The 13,265-nt window shown below is 65.0% G+C and carries 14 protein-coding genes, 6 tRNA genes, 1 pseudogene and 1 riboswitch; of the genes and pseudogenes, 8 read left to right on the top strand and 13 right to left on the bottom strand.

From position 1 onward, the window contains the following. Positions 1 to 107: 107 nt before the first annotated feature. Entirely contained in the window at positions 108 to 620 is a 513-nt protein-coding gene (gene msrB / locus QF047_RS12225) for a peptide-methionine (R)-S-oxide reductase MsrB (protein ID WP_307277350.1), read from the bottom strand. A gap of 14 nt (positions 621 to 634) precedes the next feature. Next, on the bottom strand, positions 635 to 1,126 hold the full coding sequence (locus QF047_RS12220) for a hypothetical protein (RefSeq protein ID WP_307277345.1): 492 nt from the start codon (positions 1,124 to 1,126) through the stop codon (positions 635 to 637). 113 nt (positions 1,127 to 1,239) lie between these two features. Between QF047_RS12220 and QF047_RS12215 the strand changes: the two genes are divergently transcribed. Next, positions 1,240 to 2,544: a S9 family peptidase gene (locus QF047_RS12215; protein ID WP_307277342.1), complete on the top strand. Its 1,305-nt coding sequence runs from the start codon at positions 1,240 to 1,242 to the stop codon at positions 2,542 to 2,544. On the opposite strand, the gene QF047_RS12210 is transcribed toward QF047_RS12215, so the two are convergent. From QF047_RS12210 to QF047_RS12190, 5 genes are read right to left on the bottom strand one after another with little or no spacing between them, the layout of a single operon-like run. Then, positions 2,538 to 2,735 (bottom strand): hypothetical protein, encoded by a 198-nt coding sequence (locus QF047_RS12210; protein ID WP_307277340.1) that lies wholly within the window; start codon positions 2,733 to 2,735, stop codon positions 2,538 to 2,540. The two genes, QF047_RS12215 and QF047_RS12210, sit on opposite strands and share 7 nt — an antisense overlap. A gap of 60 nt (positions 2,736 to 2,795) precedes the next feature. After that, positions 2,796 to 3,098 (bottom strand): hypothetical protein, encoded by a 303-nt coding sequence (locus tag QF047_RS12205; RefSeq protein WP_307277336.1) that lies wholly within the window; start codon positions 3,096 to 3,098, stop codon positions 2,796 to 2,798. Positions 3,099 to 3,119: 21 nt separating this feature from the next. After that, positions 3,120 to 3,626, bottom strand: a complete 507-nt coding sequence (gene ybaK, locus QF047_RS12200; protein WP_307277332.1) for a Cys-tRNA(Pro) deacylase — start codon at positions 3,624 to 3,626, stop codon at positions 3,120 to 3,122. Positions 3,627 to 3,643: 17 nt separating this feature from the next. Continuing rightward, positions 3,644 to 4,102, bottom strand: a complete 459-nt coding sequence (locus tag QF047_RS12195; protein ID WP_306633113.1) for a SufE family protein — start codon at positions 4,100 to 4,102, stop codon at positions 3,644 to 3,646. 39 nt (positions 4,103 to 4,141) lie between these two features. Continuing rightward, entirely contained in the window at positions 4,142 to 5,065 is a 924-nt protein-coding gene (locus QF047_RS12190; protein WP_306633115.1) for a sulfurtransferase, read from the bottom strand. 214 nt (positions 5,066 to 5,279) lie between these two features. Between QF047_RS12190 and zapE the strand changes: the two genes are divergently transcribed. Further along, a complete protein-coding gene (gene zapE / locus QF047_RS12185) occupies positions 5,280 to 6,317 on the top strand; it encodes a cell division protein ZapE (RefSeq protein WP_307277327.1) in 1,038 nt (345 codons plus the stop codon). Positions 6,318 to 6,488: 171 nt separating this feature from the next. Here zapE and QF047_RS12180 read toward each other — a convergent pair whose 3' ends face one another. The 6 genes from QF047_RS12180 to QF047_RS12155 all read right to left on the bottom strand — a co-directional run bounded on the left by QF047_RS12180 (position 6,489) and on the right by QF047_RS12155 (position 7,528). Continuing rightward, positions 6,489 to 6,743: an antitoxin gene (locus QF047_RS12180; RefSeq protein ID WP_307277324.1), complete on the bottom strand. Its 255-nt coding sequence runs from the start codon at positions 6,741 to 6,743 to the stop codon at positions 6,489 to 6,491. Between the two features lie 236 nt (positions 6,744 to 6,979). After that, positions 6,980 to 7,051: transfer RNA gene (locus QF047_RS12175), tRNA-Val, on the bottom strand. A 41-nt stretch (positions 7,052 to 7,092) separates the two neighbouring features. Then, a tRNA-Gly gene (locus tag QF047_RS12170) sits at positions 7,093 to 7,165 on the bottom strand. A gap of 56 nt (positions 7,166 to 7,221) precedes the next feature. After that, positions 7,222 to 7,296: transfer RNA gene (locus QF047_RS12165), tRNA-Val, on the bottom strand. Positions 7,297 to 7,337: 41 nt separating this feature from the next. After that, a tRNA-Cys gene (locus tag QF047_RS12160) sits at positions 7,338 to 7,408 on the bottom strand. Between the two features lie 47 nt (positions 7,409 to 7,455). Then, positions 7,456 to 7,528, bottom strand: a tRNA-Gly gene (locus QF047_RS12155). Between the two features lie 354 nt (positions 7,529 to 7,882). Here QF047_RS12155 and QF047_RS12150 point away from each other — a divergent pair. The 6 genes and pseudogenes from QF047_RS12150 (at position 7,883) to rpe (ending at position 12,996) form a co-directional block, all read left to right on the top strand. Beyond that, positions 7,883 to 7,954: transfer RNA gene (locus QF047_RS12150), tRNA-Val, on the top strand. A gap of 95 nt (positions 7,955 to 8,049) precedes the next feature. Then, complete coding sequence (locus QF047_RS12145) at positions 8,050 to 8,910, top strand: cytochrome (RefSeq protein WP_307277322.1); 861 nt, start codon at positions 8,050 to 8,052, stop codon at positions 8,908 to 8,910. A gap of 86 nt (positions 8,911 to 8,996) precedes the next feature. Then, a complete protein-coding gene (def, locus tag QF047_RS12140; RefSeq protein WP_307277318.1) occupies positions 8,997 to 9,611 on the top strand; it encodes a peptide deformylase in 615 nt (204 codons plus the stop codon). Continuing rightward, positions 9,608 to 10,529, top strand: a pseudogene (gene fmt, locus QF047_RS12135) (methionyl-tRNA formyltransferase). The gene def and the pseudogene fmt overlap by 4 nt, the downstream one beginning before the upstream one ends. Beyond that, positions 10,526 to 12,217, top strand: coding sequence for an RsmB/NOP family class I SAM-dependent RNA methyltransferase (locus QF047_RS12130; protein WP_307277316.1), 1,692 nt, complete (start codon positions 10,526 to 10,528; stop codon positions 12,215 to 12,217). Before fmt ends, QF047_RS12130 begins: the two are co-directional and overlap by 4 nt. A 101-nt stretch (positions 12,218 to 12,318) precedes the next feature. Then, on the top strand, positions 12,319 to 12,996 hold the full coding sequence (gene rpe, locus QF047_RS12125; RefSeq protein ID WP_306633126.1) for a ribulose-phosphate 3-epimerase: 678 nt from the start codon (positions 12,319 to 12,321) through the stop codon (positions 12,994 to 12,996). Between the two features lie 39 nt (positions 12,997 to 13,035). After that, positions 13,036 to 13,186: riboswitch (FMN riboswitch) on the top strand. Positions 13,187 to 13,265 lie beyond the last annotated feature (79 nt).

Raw genomic sequence — 13,265 nt, 5'->3', positions numbered from 1 at the left:
GAGCGTAACAAGCAACCAGCAGAACTAATCTGAAAAGCGGCCTAGCCTAAGAAAAGCTTTTCCTTCCGGGTGCTGCGGCAGGAAGAAGGTCCAGCCTTTCGGTGATCTCAGGCCTGCGCTTCCTGCCCGCTGACCTCGGGTTCTTCGCGCGGAACGAGTTTCAGCGAGACGGAATTGATGCAGTAGCGCTGGTCCGTGGGTGTGGGGTACCCCTCGCCGTCGAACACGTGCCCCAGGTGCGAGTCGCACGTGGCGCAGCGCACCTCCACCCGTTCCATGCCAAGGGTCCGGTCGTGGATGTAGCGGACGGTACCTTCTGCCAGTGGGGCGAAGAAGGAGGGCCAGCCGCAATGGGAATCGAACTTCTCGTTGCTGGTGAACAGTTCTGCGCCGCAGGCCCGGCACTGGTAGACGCCGGCAGTATGCGTATCCCAGTATTCGCCGGTGAAGGGACGCTCGGTTCCGGATTGGCGGAGTACGTGGTATTCCTCCGGGGTGAGCTCCTGCCGCCACTCGGCGTCGGTTTTGTGAACGCCGGGACCGGCGGCCGGGGACTCGGGAGCTGCGTCCTTGTTTCCGAGGATGTTCTTGCCCAGGATGTTGTTTCCGAAAATGCTCATAGCCTTCTCAACGCTCAGGAGTCGCCGATAAATCCCGAACCTGCGTACAGATGCAGGACGGGCAGGCCCAGTTGGTCCTGGGCTTTGTTGGCCCAGTCGGTGTGGAACGTATCCGCCACTGCATGCGGGCGGGTGACCACCACGGCCTGCGCAGCACCGGATTCCTTGACCTTGGCTACCAGGGCCTGCACCGCACCGCCGTCGACTACTTCTCCCGTGACGCCTGCACCCAGCCCCGCCAGCGCCGCCAGCGACACCGCAAGGGTCTCCGCCGCCTGGACGCGCTCGGTGGCAGGATCCGGCGCGTGGGACGTCAGTTCACGGAACGCCTTGGCTATGTCCAGCATGGAAAGGTTCTCGAGGAAGTCCACCAGCAGATGCCGTTCGGTGTTCGCCGGAACCAGGACCAGGAGTGGGGTATCTGCTCCGTCCACGAGGCGCTCGATGTTCAGGCGGTCGTCCGCCCCCAGGGGTTCTTCGGTCAGGATGACGATGGGATCACTCATGGCCTTAGCCTAGCCCGTGCATGATGCGGCGGCACCGGTTCAGGGATGCGCCGGTTTTGGCGCCCTCCCGCGGAAATGCGGACTGCCGGCGCCGGGGCGGTAAGAATGGTTCCATGGCACTTTTCCAGCGCAGCAGTCCGGCACCCGTCCTGAGTATCAAGGATTCCGGCGCAGGCCTGTCGCTGCGGACGAAATGGGCCATTGGTGGGGCAATCGGCGGAGGCGCACTGGCGGGACTGCTGGCCACGGGATCGTCAGCCCTGGCTGTGTACTTTGCCCGCCGCGTCATCACCCCCGCGCGCCAGAGGGCGGCAAACCAGGAAGTACTGGCAGTGGTCAGGGACGGGCAGCAGCAGCACGTGATCATGGCCGCCAACGAAGACACCACCGTGGACGGGGTGTATGGGTTCTTTTTCGACGGCGGCAAGGGGCACGCCCGCATTGGCCGCATCGTCTCGTACTCTCCGGCTGAGCGGACGGTGTCCCGCGAGGTGGAGGCGGTTTACGCCGGGGATCTCAGCACGGCCCGCTGGGGATGGTGGAGCGGTGCTGTCTACCCGGACCCGGCCGCCGTCGGAATCCCTGCCGAAGATGTGATGATCGAAGTAGACCGCGGGCAGGCCCCCGCCTGGCTGGTCCGTGCGGGCGGGACGGCGCGGACTTGGGCGGTGATGGTGCACGGGCGCGGTGCAAGCCGGCAGGAAGCCCTGCGCGCCGTCGGGCCCGCCCTCGAGCTGGGACTGACAAGCCTGGTGGTGTCCTACCGCAATGACGGTCTGGCGCCATCTGCCGACGACGGGCGCTACGGCCTGGGTTCCACCGAGTGGCGCGATATAGAAGCCGCCATCGAGTACGCCCTGGCAAACGGGGCCGAGGAGATTGTGCTGTTCGGCTGGTCCATGGGCGGCGCCATCTGCCTGCAGACTGCCGATTTGTCCCGCTACAGGCACCTGATCCGGGCCATGGTGCTGGACGCCCCGGTCATTGACTGGGTGACAGTATTGGCCCATCACGCGCAGCTGAACAGGATTCCCTCCCTGGTGGGCCGTTACGGCCAACTGATGCTGGGGCATCCGCTGGGGCGGCGGCTCACGGGACTGTCCGCACCGGTGGACCTCAAGGCGATGGACTGGGTGTCGCGGGCAGTCGAACTCCGGACTCCCACCCTGGTCATCCACAGCGTGGACGACGAGTATGTTCCGTACGGCCCGTCCGTGCAATTGGCTGAACGCAACCGGGAAATGGTCACCTTCGAAGCCTTTCACCATGCACGCCACACGAAAGAGTGGAACGTTGATCCCGAGCGGTGGGAGCGTGTGGTCAAGGCGTGGCTGCGGAAACAGCTGGCGCCACGCCTGAACCCGGGTGGAGCCCGGCAGGGCCAGGGTCCTGCCCTTGGCGGGGACCGCGCTCAGTAGTCGCTGGTCGGTATGTCCGGCAGGGCATCATGCGGGGGATGATCTCTGGCTGACAGCCGATCCGGCCAGCGGGCGACGTGTGCGTCGACTTTTCCGCAATTCACGCAATGCCGGTTGAAGTTGCCGTCAGGGTCCGCTGCAGCCACCCAATGGTGTCCCACGTTGATCTTGCACAGCAGGGTTTTGAGCATGATGTCGCCCCTGTGGAAGCGGCCTCGCCGGCTAACGGGCCGATTGATAGTCGATGAGTGTCAGCCGATCGGGTGACCCTGGCTGCAGGTGTTTTCTCCTGGCAGGATCTCGTGTCCTTGAAGGCACGTCGCTGACGGGGGCGGCGGGTTTTCGTGGGCGATGAAGAAGAGGCTGCTCCTGCCGTGGCTTATGCCGGCATCTTCGCGTTGGAGCCAGGAAGAATGGTGAACACTATTTTTCGTGCCTTCGCCGGCTTCGTGCGGGTGTTTGAAGGGATTCTTGACCACGGTGACCGTGACCTTTCCTACCGTCGCTGCTCCTGCAGCAAATTGAGCGGTGCAGTGATTATAGGCCTGCGGCACGAAGATCAGCCTCCCCTTTTTCTAGTTCTTCGTGGCCTGCACCGAGCTGATGGGTGCTGTCACGGCGTCCGTGAGGCGGATCAGGTCGGCAGGAGCCAGTTCGATGTCCAAGCCGCGTTTGCCGCCCGACACCAGCAGGGTCTCCAAGGCCAGGGCGCTGTGGTCCAAAACCGTGGGGGAGGGGAGCCGCTGGCCCAGCGGGGAGATGCCGCCGAGCACATAGCCGGTGCGCCGCTGGGCTGCGGCGGGGTCCGCCATCGCCGCCTTCTTGGCTCCCAGGGCGGCTGCGACCGCTTTGAGGTCCAGTGTGCCGCTGACCGGCACGATGCCCACCGCCAGCTTGCCTTCGACCTCCACCATCAGCGTTTTGAACACCTTCGACGGTGCGAATCCCAGGACCTGGGCAGCTTCCGCGCCGTAACTTGCGGTGGCGGGATCGTGATCGTACGGGTGCAGTACAAAGGGAACCCCGGCTGCCGCCAGTACGGCGGTGGCCGGAGTTCCCTGTGATGTGTTCTTGCGTCCCATCGATACCGGGCTGCCGGTTAGGAGCGCACGGCGCTGGATGCTGAAACCTTGCGCTTGATCCTTCCGAGCATGGCCGTCATTCCCCGCATCCGCAGGGGCGTGATGGCGCGGGTGAGGCCCAGCAGTTCCGGCATGTCATCGGGTACCGAAAGGATTTCTTCGGCGGACAGTCCGTCCAGGCCTTCGTGCAGGACTCCGGCGAAACCGCGGGTGGTGGGAGCCTCGGCCGGGGCCTTGAAGTAGAGCCGCACGGCGCCGGCCGCGCCGCCGCCTTTTTCCGTCTCGATGGTCAGGAACAGCGGGGACTGGCACTCCACCACCTGTTCGAGCAGTTCGGGATGGTCCTTGAGCCGGTCCGGCAGCTCGGGGAGTCCCTGCGAGAACTCGAGCAGCAGTTGCAGCCGTTCGGGCTCGGTCAGGGCCTGGAAGTCGTCCACAATGGCCGCAAGGGCGGAGGGCAGTGCTTGAGTAGTCATCATTCCAAGTTTACGCGCCGAACTTCGGGTGAGGCCGCGTCAGGCTCCGACGGCGACGGGAAAGGACCCGCGCTCGGCGCCTTTGACGATCGGCACGCGGACGGCGTTGCCCCACTCGGTCCAGGAACCGTCGTAGTTGCGGACGGACTCGAAGCCCAGGAGGTACTTAAGCGCGAACCAGGTGTGGCTGGAGCGCTCACCGATGCGGCAGTAGGCCACAACGTCGTCACCCTCAGTCAGGCCGGCCTCGCCCAGGTACAGCGCGTCGAGTTCCTCGCGGCTGCGGAAAGTTCCGTCGGGCGCGGCAGCCCGGGCCCACGGAATGGAGGCGGCGGTGGGAATATGGCCGCCGCGGAGCGCACCTTCCTCGGGGTAGGCCGGCATGTGGGTGCGCTGGCCGGTGTACTCCTCGGGTGAGCGGACGTCGATAAGGGGCTTGCCCAGGTGGGCCAGGACGTCGTCCTTGAATGCCCGGATGGGAGCATCCTCGCGCTCAACCACCGGGTACTCGCCCCTGGCCGGTGCCGGCTTTTCCGTCGTCAGTTCCCTGCCCTCGGCAATCCACTTGTCACGGCCGCCGTCGAGCAGCCGCACGTCCTGGTGCCCGAAGAGGGTGAAGACCCACAGCGCGTAAGCAGCCCACCAGTTGGACTTGTCACCGTAGATCACTACGGTGCTGTCGCGGGAAATACCCTTCGACGCCGCCAGTTCCGCGAACGCGGCCCCGTCCACGTAGTCGCGGGTCACTTCGTCGTTCAGGTCGGTGTGCCAGTCGATCTTGACGGCGCCGGGGATGTGCCCCGTTTCGTAGAGGAGCACGTCTTCGTCGGACTCCACCACTACCAGCTGGCCGCTGGCGACGGCACCGTTTTCCACGGCGGCTGCAAGCCATTCAGTGGAGACGAGGCGCTCCGGGTGGGCGTAAGCTGCAAACTTTTCGTTCTGTTCAACGGGGTAGGACATAGCTTTGCCTTTCATCGAGAACACGGGTGATCCGCGGGACCGGATGGGGACCTGCTCCCACACTAGCCACCGTCACCGGTGATGTGCGGTTTCCGTTAACAGGAGGAAATGTTGCCTTCATCACGCCTGCGGCCAGTGTGGCCGGGGTCATCGGGAGCGGCAGTGCATTGCCGGTATCCTTTCTGGGGACCAACAACCAGCAGAACGGACCACCTTGGTACAGATTGAACAGCTTGCCGCCCGCACTCCGGCAGTATCGGTGGACGAACTCCTCAAAGGCTTCTTTCCCTCGTCCCGGTTCGGCCAGGTCTCCTTTGCAAGCTACCGCCCCGATCCCAAGCAGCCCAGCCAGGCGCAAGCTGTCCGTGCCCTGCAGGGATTTGCCGAGGGCGTGGGGTCCGGTGACGGCGGGGGCCTGTTCAAGAAGCTGTTCGGAAAAAAGGAGACTTCCCGGGCCGGCATCTATCTGGACGGCGGCTTCGGCGTGGGCAAGACCCACCTCCTCGCCTCGCTCTGGCACGCAGCGCCAGGGCCGAAGGCCTTTGGCACCTTCGTGGAGTACACCAACCTGGTGGGCGCCCTCTCCTTCCGCAAAACGGTGGATGCGCTGAGCGGGTACAAACTTGTCTGCATTGACGAATTTGAGCTCGACGATCCGGGCGACACCGTGCTGATGTCGCGGCTGATGCGCGAACTCGCGGACGCAGGAGTGAAGCTGGCCGCCACGTCCAACACGCTGCCGGGCTCACTTGGTGACGGCAGGTTCGCTGCGGTGGACTTCCAGCGTGAAATCCAGGTCCTCGCGGACCAGTTCGACGTGGTCCGGATCGACGGTGAGGACTTCCGGCACCGCGGACTCCCGGCGGCCCCCGCGCCCCTCAAGAACAGCGAACTGTCCGCGCACATGAAAGCGGAGTTTGACGGCAAGACTGTTGCCCAGGACGAGTTCAGCACCCTGATCTCCCACCTGGCCGGTGTGCACCCCAGCCGCTACCGGCAGCTGATCGACGGCATCGACGGGGTGGTGTGGCGCAATGTTGGCACCATCACGGAGCAGGCCGTGGCACTGCGGTTCGTGGTGCTTGCTGACCGGCTCTACGACAAGGATGTGCCGATCCTCGCCAGCGGTGTTCCGTTCGATCAGCTGTTCACCGAAGAAATGATGACCGGCGGCTACATGAAGAAGTACTTCCGTGCAGTCTCGCGCCTTACTGCCCTGGCCCGCGAAGGCCAGAACCACGAACCTTCGTAGCCCGCACAGCCAGTAGGCCGCCCCAGCCGGCCACCCGCCGTCGGACGTTCAACAACAGCGGCAGGGCGATTCCCGGAGCGGCGCCCTTAAACGCCAAAGGTGCGGGTGCCGCCTCCCGGCGGGACCCGCACCCCCTTGACGTACTAGGGCAAAGCCCTGGCCAAATCCTTTTTACGGAGCCTTGTCAACCGGCGGAACCGGGTTGACCGGCGGAACCTGCTCAGCGGCAGGTGCCGCGCCCGGGGTTCCGTTCTTGTCAATGAGCTTGGAAGCGCCATCCTGGATCTTGTTGACGTGGCCGGAGTACTTGCCTCCGGTCTTGGTGTCGACGAGATCGCCGGCCTTGGTGATGCCGTTCTTGATGGCCTGCTCGTTGCCATGGATGAGACCTTGAGCTTTGCCCTTTAGATCGTCAATCAGTCCCACGAGCACCTCCCTTCAATCGCGGAGCCAGGTCGCTCCTCCGCATTCGATCCTAGCCCTGCCGGGAAGGCGTGCCAAGGAAATCAGGGGCTTTGGGCGTTCGCCCGGAGCGGATGCAGCGTTCCCCTCCACTGGTTGCCCTATCAGGTTTAGTCGTCAAAACACCGTGTTGGGGACCGTAAGTGACAGGGCAACGGTGGCAGGGCAAGAAAAAAGCAGCTCCGGGGAGCTGCTGAATGTGGGCGATACTGGGATCGAACCAGTGACCTCTTCCGTGTCAGGGAAGCGCGCTACCGCTGCGCCAATCGCCCGGGACCGGAAGACCGGCTTATGGGGTGGTAAGAAGTAAGAGAGCGGACGACGAGATTCGAACTCGCGACATCCACCTTGGCAAGGTGGTGCTCTACCAGCTGAGCTACGTCCGCGTATGCAGTGCGTTCCGGCCGGGGCCGGGGGACTGCATGAAGCAAGTTTCCTTGCTTGGTGGGCGATACTGGGATCGAACCAGTGACCTCTTCCGTGTCAGGGAAGCGCGCTACCGCTGCGCCAATCGCCCATGTTCATCCGGAAGTTATCCGGAAACCATGGTTTTCACCGAGGTGGGTACGGGATTCGAACCCGTGTATACGGCTTTGCAGGCCGCTGCCTCGCCTCTCGGCCAACCCACCGTGTTAGCGCCGGTTCCGAGGAACCTTTGCCATGACAGTGTCCTGCGAGCGGACGACGAGATTCGAACTCGCGACATCCACCTTGGCAAGGTGGTGCTCTACCAGCTGAGCTACGTCCGCATTTTGGAGGGCTGATTCGCTGCCGTTCCCGGCATTTCCTCGCTTTCCAACGAGTAAAAACAATATAGGAGGTTCCGGGATTCTCCAAATCGGCCCCGGGCGCGGCGGACATAATGGGGCTGCATCCCAGTAATAGCGCGGATCTTCCGAAGTTACAGGCATGTAATTTGCGACGGCGACACGAGGCTTTGTGGGTGCCCCGGCTGCTAGGGAGGGGCAGCGCAAGCGGACCATCCCTGCGGTTCGCCGCTCCAACATGGACCGCCGCGTGCCCCTGGTTGGCTGGCGTTTGTGCCGCGACTCCGGGCCGATTTCCGAAATGGCCGGAAGGTCGGCTAACATTCAAATGCATCAGGGCGATTGGCGCAGTGGTAGCGCGCTTCGTTCACACCGAAGAGGTCACTGGTTCGAACCCAGTATCGCCCACCGCATATTGGTCCGTTTCCGCTCATCTGCAGCGGAAACGGACCTTTTTTGTGCGCGCGGACATTCTGTCAGCCCCTTGTGAAAGAGTTTTTCTTATGACAGCTCCACTTCTTGCCCACGCCACGGACTATGGGCGGATGTACGCCCGGTCCACCTCCGAGCATTTCTCCGCGCCGTCCATCACCACTGTGATCGGCCAGCAGCCGCACGGGCTTGATGGCTGGTTTGGATACATGGGCGCCAGCAGCCTGGCCAAAGATCCGTTGCTGGCCGACTGCCTGGGAAGCCCGGCCAAAATCAAGCAGGCCGTCAACCGTGCGGCCAAGGCGGCTGAAACTTACCGTGACGATGCCGCCAAGCGCGGGGACCGCGTCCATTTCTACTGCGAGCAGGTTGCCCTGCGGGCCCTGGGCCGTCCCCACGGCATGAAGGAAGCGCGCGAAGCCTTGGCAGCCAACGGCGAAGAAGCCTTCGCGGTCCGGTTTGACGAATGGTGGGAGCTGTTCAAGGTTGAGCCCATCGCCCCCGAGATCACCGTCTGGAACAACTCGGTGGGCTACGCCGGAACCCTGGACCTGGTGGCACGGATCAACGGCCGGATCTGCCTGATCGACTACAAAACCAAGGGCACCACCAGGGACGGCCAGGTCAAACCGCTCGACGACAAGGTGGTTATGCAGCTCGTGGCCGGCATGAAGGCGGAGGAGAGCCTGGTTGACCCGGAAGAAGGGACCTGGGAACCCTGGAAGTTCGGCGAAAACCCCGTCCTGCTGGCGGTGGCCATTGGCGAGACCGAGGTCCGTCCCGTCCGCGCCAACCCCGACGTCCTCAAGCACCACTGGTGGAAGTTCTGCGCCCTCCGGCGAGTCTGGGAACTGTCTGCGGACACCACCTCAGCTGGTACGGCGCTCCTGCCCATTGCCCCTCCGCCGCTCGCACAGGTACAGCCCGCCTAGGAATGCCGGGCGCGGACAGCCCCGGAGTTGTCTGCGCCTAAACTGGATGGGTCCCCTTTGCCGCCTACCGTAAGGAAAAACAGCGCATGGCTATTCTGAATATCCGCATCATCGGTGACCCTGTGCTCCGCACAGTTGCCGATCCTGTGACGGATTTCGGGCCTGAGCTGGCCAGGCTGGTGGCGGACATGACCGAAACCATGGAGGACGTGGACGGGGCCGGCCTTGCCGCACCCCAGATCGGCGTCAGCAAGCGCGTTTTCACCTACCGCATCGACGGGGTGGAAGGGCACATCATCAACCCGGTGCTGGAAAACAGCGAGGACTTCCAGCCGGACCACGTGGAAGGCTGCCTGTCCATCCCGGGCCTGGGCTTCCCGGTGAAGCGATACCGTGCCACGCGGGTCACCGGCGTGGACATGCACGGCAACCCCGTCACCCTCCAAGGCGAGGGGATGCTGGCACGCTGCTTCCAGCACGAGAACGACCACCTGGACGGGATCCTCTACACGGACCGGCTTGAGGGGGAGGACCGCAAGGCGGCCCTGCGTTCCATCCGCAACGCCAACTACGACTCCATCACGGAACAGACGACGGCGAAGCGCGCCAGGACCGTCGGCTCCAGTTTCGGGGGTTCCAGCTTCGGCGGTGCAGCTTCCGGGTCAAGTTTCGGTGGCGGAGCCGCCGGTACCAACGGGTGAGGGTCCTCTTCGCGGGAACCCCCGCCGTCGCCGTCCCGTCCCTCAACGCGCTCGTTGAAGCAGGATTCGACGTTGTCGCGGTCCTTACCAGGCCGGACGCGCCAATCGGACGGAAGCGCGTGCTCACTCCGTCGCCGGTGGCCGCCCGGGCCGCCGAGCTCGGGATCGAGATTATTCACGCTGCCCGGATCAACGAAGACACCATGGCCAGGATTTCCGCTGCCAGCCCGGATGTCGCGGCGATCGTGGCTTACGGCGGGCTGGTTCCTCCGGCTGCACTCAGCATCCCGCGGCACGGGTGGATCAACCTGCACTTCTCCCTCCTTCCGGCCTGGCGCGGCGCCGCACCTGTCCAGCGTGCCGTGATGGCCGGCGACGACGTCACCGGCGCTGTGACCTTCCAGCTGGAGGAAGGCCTGGACACCGGGCCCGTGGTTCGGAACCCTGACAGAAACGGTGGGCCCCGAAGACACCGCCGGGGAACTGCTGGAACGGCTGTCCCGCAGCGGCGCCGTGCTGCTATCCCAGACCCTGTCCGCCATCGAGGCCGGCAAGGCCGCCGCTGTGCCGCAGACCGGTGAAGTCTCGCTGGCACCCAAGCTGACCCTCGAGGACGGCCGCCTGGACTGGAAACACCCGGCCCTGGCCATCGGACGGCAGGCGCGGGGAGTCACTCCGGAACCGGGAGCCTGGACAGTGCTGGAAGGCCAGCGCATCAAGCTGGAACCCGTCCGGCTGCGGCCGGATGTTCCACAGTTGGTGCCCGGCGCCGTGTCCGTCCAAGGCAAGAGCGTTCTGGTGGGAACCGGTTCGCACGCCGTGGAGCTGACCCGGGTCCAGCCCGCCGGCAAAAAAATGATGGCCGCTGCCGATTGGGCACGTGGCATGGCTTCCCTTGAAAGCGTGGTGTTCGAATGAGCGGTTCCGGCGACAACCAAGGCGGTCGGGGAAGAGCCGGCGGCGGCGGCTCAGGCGGCGGCCAGCGGGGCGGAAGCGGCGGCTCAGGGGGTGGCCAGGGCGGCGGCCAGCGCGGAGGAAGCGGCGGCCGCGGCAACGGCGGACCGCGCGATTCCAGCAACCGCAACGCTAAGGGGCGGGAACGGAACCGTGCGTCCCAGCGCAGCTTTACTGACAGCGCACCTTCCCAGCGGACGCGCCGGGCCGACCCCGCCCGGCTGGTGGCGTTCGAAGTCCTGCGGGCCGTGGCGGCCGAGGACGCGTACGCCAACCTGGTACTGCCGGCGCGGATCCGGCACCACGGACTGGATAAACGCGACGCCGGGTTCGCAACAGAACTCAGCTACGGGGCACTGCGCAGCCAAGGAACATACGACGCTATCCTGGCCCGGTGCGTGGACCGTCCCCTGGACCAGCTGGATCCGGCCATCCTGGACGCCCTCCGGCTCGGAGTCCATCAGCTGCTGGCCATGCGCGTTCCAGCGCACGCAGCACTGGACCAGACCGTCGGACTGGCCCGCGCGGTCATCGGCGCGGGACCCTCAGCCCTCATCAATGCCGTCCTGCGCAAGGTCGCTGCGCATCCCATTGAAGAGTGGCTCGAGCTGCTGACCGGCGGAGAGACAGACGAGACCAAGACGGCGTCCCTCCGCTACGCGCATCCTGAGTGGATCGTCCGCGCCATGCGCCAGTCGCTGGTGGCCCATGGGCGTCCAGCCACGGAAATCAACGACCTCCTGGAGGCCGACAACGCCGCCCCGGTGGTCAACCTGGTGGCCCTGCCCGGCATCGGAAGCCTCGATGAGGCCCTTGAGAACGGAGCCACTCCCGGTGAACTGGTGGAAGGTTCCGCTCTCTCCAGTGGCGGGGATCTGGGCCGGCTTGCCTCCGTAAGGGAGGGCAGCACCAGGGTGCAGGACGTCGGCTCGCAGCTGGTGGCACGCGCCATGGCCGCCGTTGACATCGGCGGCCATGGCGGGGACAACGCGGCCGGCACTGTCGGAGCTGAAGGGGCTGACACTGCTGAGGCGGCTGGCAGGACAAACGACGGCGAGGCCTGGCTGGACCTGTGCGCTGGACCGGGCGGCAAGGCCGCCTTGCTCGGTGCCCTGGCGAGCCAAAGGGGTGCCACGCTGCTGGCCAATGAACCTGCCCCACACCGGGCCAAGCTGGTCAGCCAGGCGCTCTCGGCCGTACCCCGCGAAACATGGCAGGTCCGGACCGGCGACGGCCGCGACGTGGGCACCGAGAAGCCGGAAACTTTCGACCGGGTACTCGTCGACGTTCCCTGCAGCGGGCTGGGAGCGCTTCGGCGCCGGCCCGAGTCGCGCTGGCGCCGCACGCCAAAGGACCTGGCCGATCTGGGCCCGCTTCAGCGCGAGCTGCTCGCGTCGGCACTCGCTGCTGTCCGCCCGGGTGGAGTGGTCGCCTACGTGACCTGTTCGCCCCACCCTGCCGAAACCACCGCCGTGGTCACCGATGCACTCCGCAAACGCGATGACCTCGAACTGCTGGAGGCCGGGCAGGTCCTGGACAGCGTGAGTTTGACCGGGAACCTTGGCGCCGGGCACGAGTCCACGGCCCAGCTGTGGCCCCACGTCCACGGTACCGACGCCATGTTCCTTGCCCTGATCCGCAAGAAGCCCTGATCCGCCAACGTCACTGATTCTCTTAGAGCCCTGATCCGTAGAAGTTCCTGTGCCGTCAAAAGCACTGACTCCAGCAGTCCTGCCCCGTGAAAGGTGTCCCTGTGACGCAATGCTGCATCAACCCGAGCATCCTCTCTGCCGACTTCGTCAACCTTGAGGCGGAGCTCAAGCGCATCAGCAATGCCGATGCCGTGCATGTGGACGTGATGGATAACCACTTTGTGCCCAACCTCACCATCGGGCTGCCGGTAGTGCAGCGGATCCAGGCAGTCAGCCCAGTGCCCCTCGATGCGCATCTGATGATTGCCGATGCGGACCGCTGGGCGCCCGGCTTCGCCGATGCCGGCCTGGCCTCCGTCACGTTCCACGCTGAAGCCGCCATCGCCCCCATCAAGCTGGCACGCGAACTGCGGGCAAGGGGTTCGAAGGCAGGCATGGCACTCCGCCCGGGCACACCGGTGGAGCCGTATCTGGACATGCTGTCAGAGCTGGACATGCTGCTGATCATGACGGTGGAACCGGGCTTCGGCGGCCAGTCGTTCCTGGACGTGACCCTGCCCAAGATCCGGCGCGCCAGGAAAGCCATCGACGGTTCGGGCATCAGTGTGGCCATCCAGGTGGACGGCGGCATTACCGAGGACACCATTACCCGCGCGGCAGAGGCGGGTGCAAACGTCTTCGTCGCCGGCTCCGCCGTGTATGGTGCCGAGGACCCCGCTGCCGCCATTGACCGGTTACGCCAGGCGGGAAGCGAAACGTTACGTTCCGCGGCGGAATAGCGGGGAGCCCTCGCTCGTTATGGCACAATAGCAACACACATACGTGCTCCGGGGTCGGTGTAAGTCCGAACCGGCGGTGACAGTCCGCGACCCGCGAGCCGGTGCTTTCCTTCGGGAGGACACCGGCAGACGGTTGAACCGGTGAAATTCCGGTACCGACAGTTAAAGTCTGGATGAGAGAAGCACGTACAGCTGTATCTGCGGCGTCCTGCGACGCCGCGGCCTTCTGCTGTCGTATACCCCCGGAGCCATCGCGGTTCGAGAGGGAA

The organism is Arthrobacter sp. W4I7, from assembly GCF_030816215.1.
Taxonomy (GTDB): domain Bacteria; phylum Actinomycetota; class Actinomycetes; order Actinomycetales; family Micrococcaceae; genus Arthrobacter; species Arthrobacter siccitolerans_A.
The sequence above is the reverse complement of the archived record's forward strand: the minus strand, read 5'-3'. Positions and strand labels throughout refer to the sequence as shown.

Coding starts and splice junctions, on each gene's coding strand:
- msrB (WP_307277350.1), bottom strand. CDS start 620: ATGAGCATTTTCGGAAACAACATCCTGGGCAAGAACATCCTCGGAAAC.
- QF047_RS12220 (WP_307277345.1), bottom strand. CDS start 1,126: ATGAGTGATCCCATCGTCATCCTGACCGAAGAACCCCTGGGGGCGGAC.
- QF047_RS12215 (WP_307277342.1), top strand. CDS start 1,240: ATGGCACTTTTCCAGCGCAGCAGTCCGGCACCCGTCCTGAGTATCAAG.
- QF047_RS12210 (WP_307277340.1), bottom strand. CDS start 2,735: ATGCTCAAAACCCTGCTGTGCAAGATCAACGTGGGACACCATTGGGTG.
- ybaK (WP_307277332.1), bottom strand. CDS start 3,626: ATGGGACGCAAGAACACATCACAGGGAACTCCGGCCACCGCCGTACTG.
- QF047_RS12195 (WP_306633113.1), bottom strand. CDS start 4,102: ATGACTACTCAAGCACTGCCCTCCGCCCTTGCGGCCATTGTGGACGAC.
- QF047_RS12190 (WP_306633115.1), bottom strand. CDS start 5,065: ATGTCCTACCCCGTTGAACAGAACGAAAAGTTTGCAGCTTACGCCCAC.
- QF047_RS12145 (WP_307277322.1), top strand. CDS start 8,050: ATGACAGCTCCACTTCTTGCCCACGCCACGGACTATGGGCGGATGTAC.
- def (WP_307277318.1), top strand. CDS start 8,997: ATGGCTATTCTGAATATCCGCATCATCGGTGACCCTGTGCTCCGCACA.
- QF047_RS12130 (WP_307277316.1), top strand. CDS start 10,526: ATGAGCGGTTCCGGCGACAACCAAGGCGGTCGGGGAAGAGCCGGCGGC.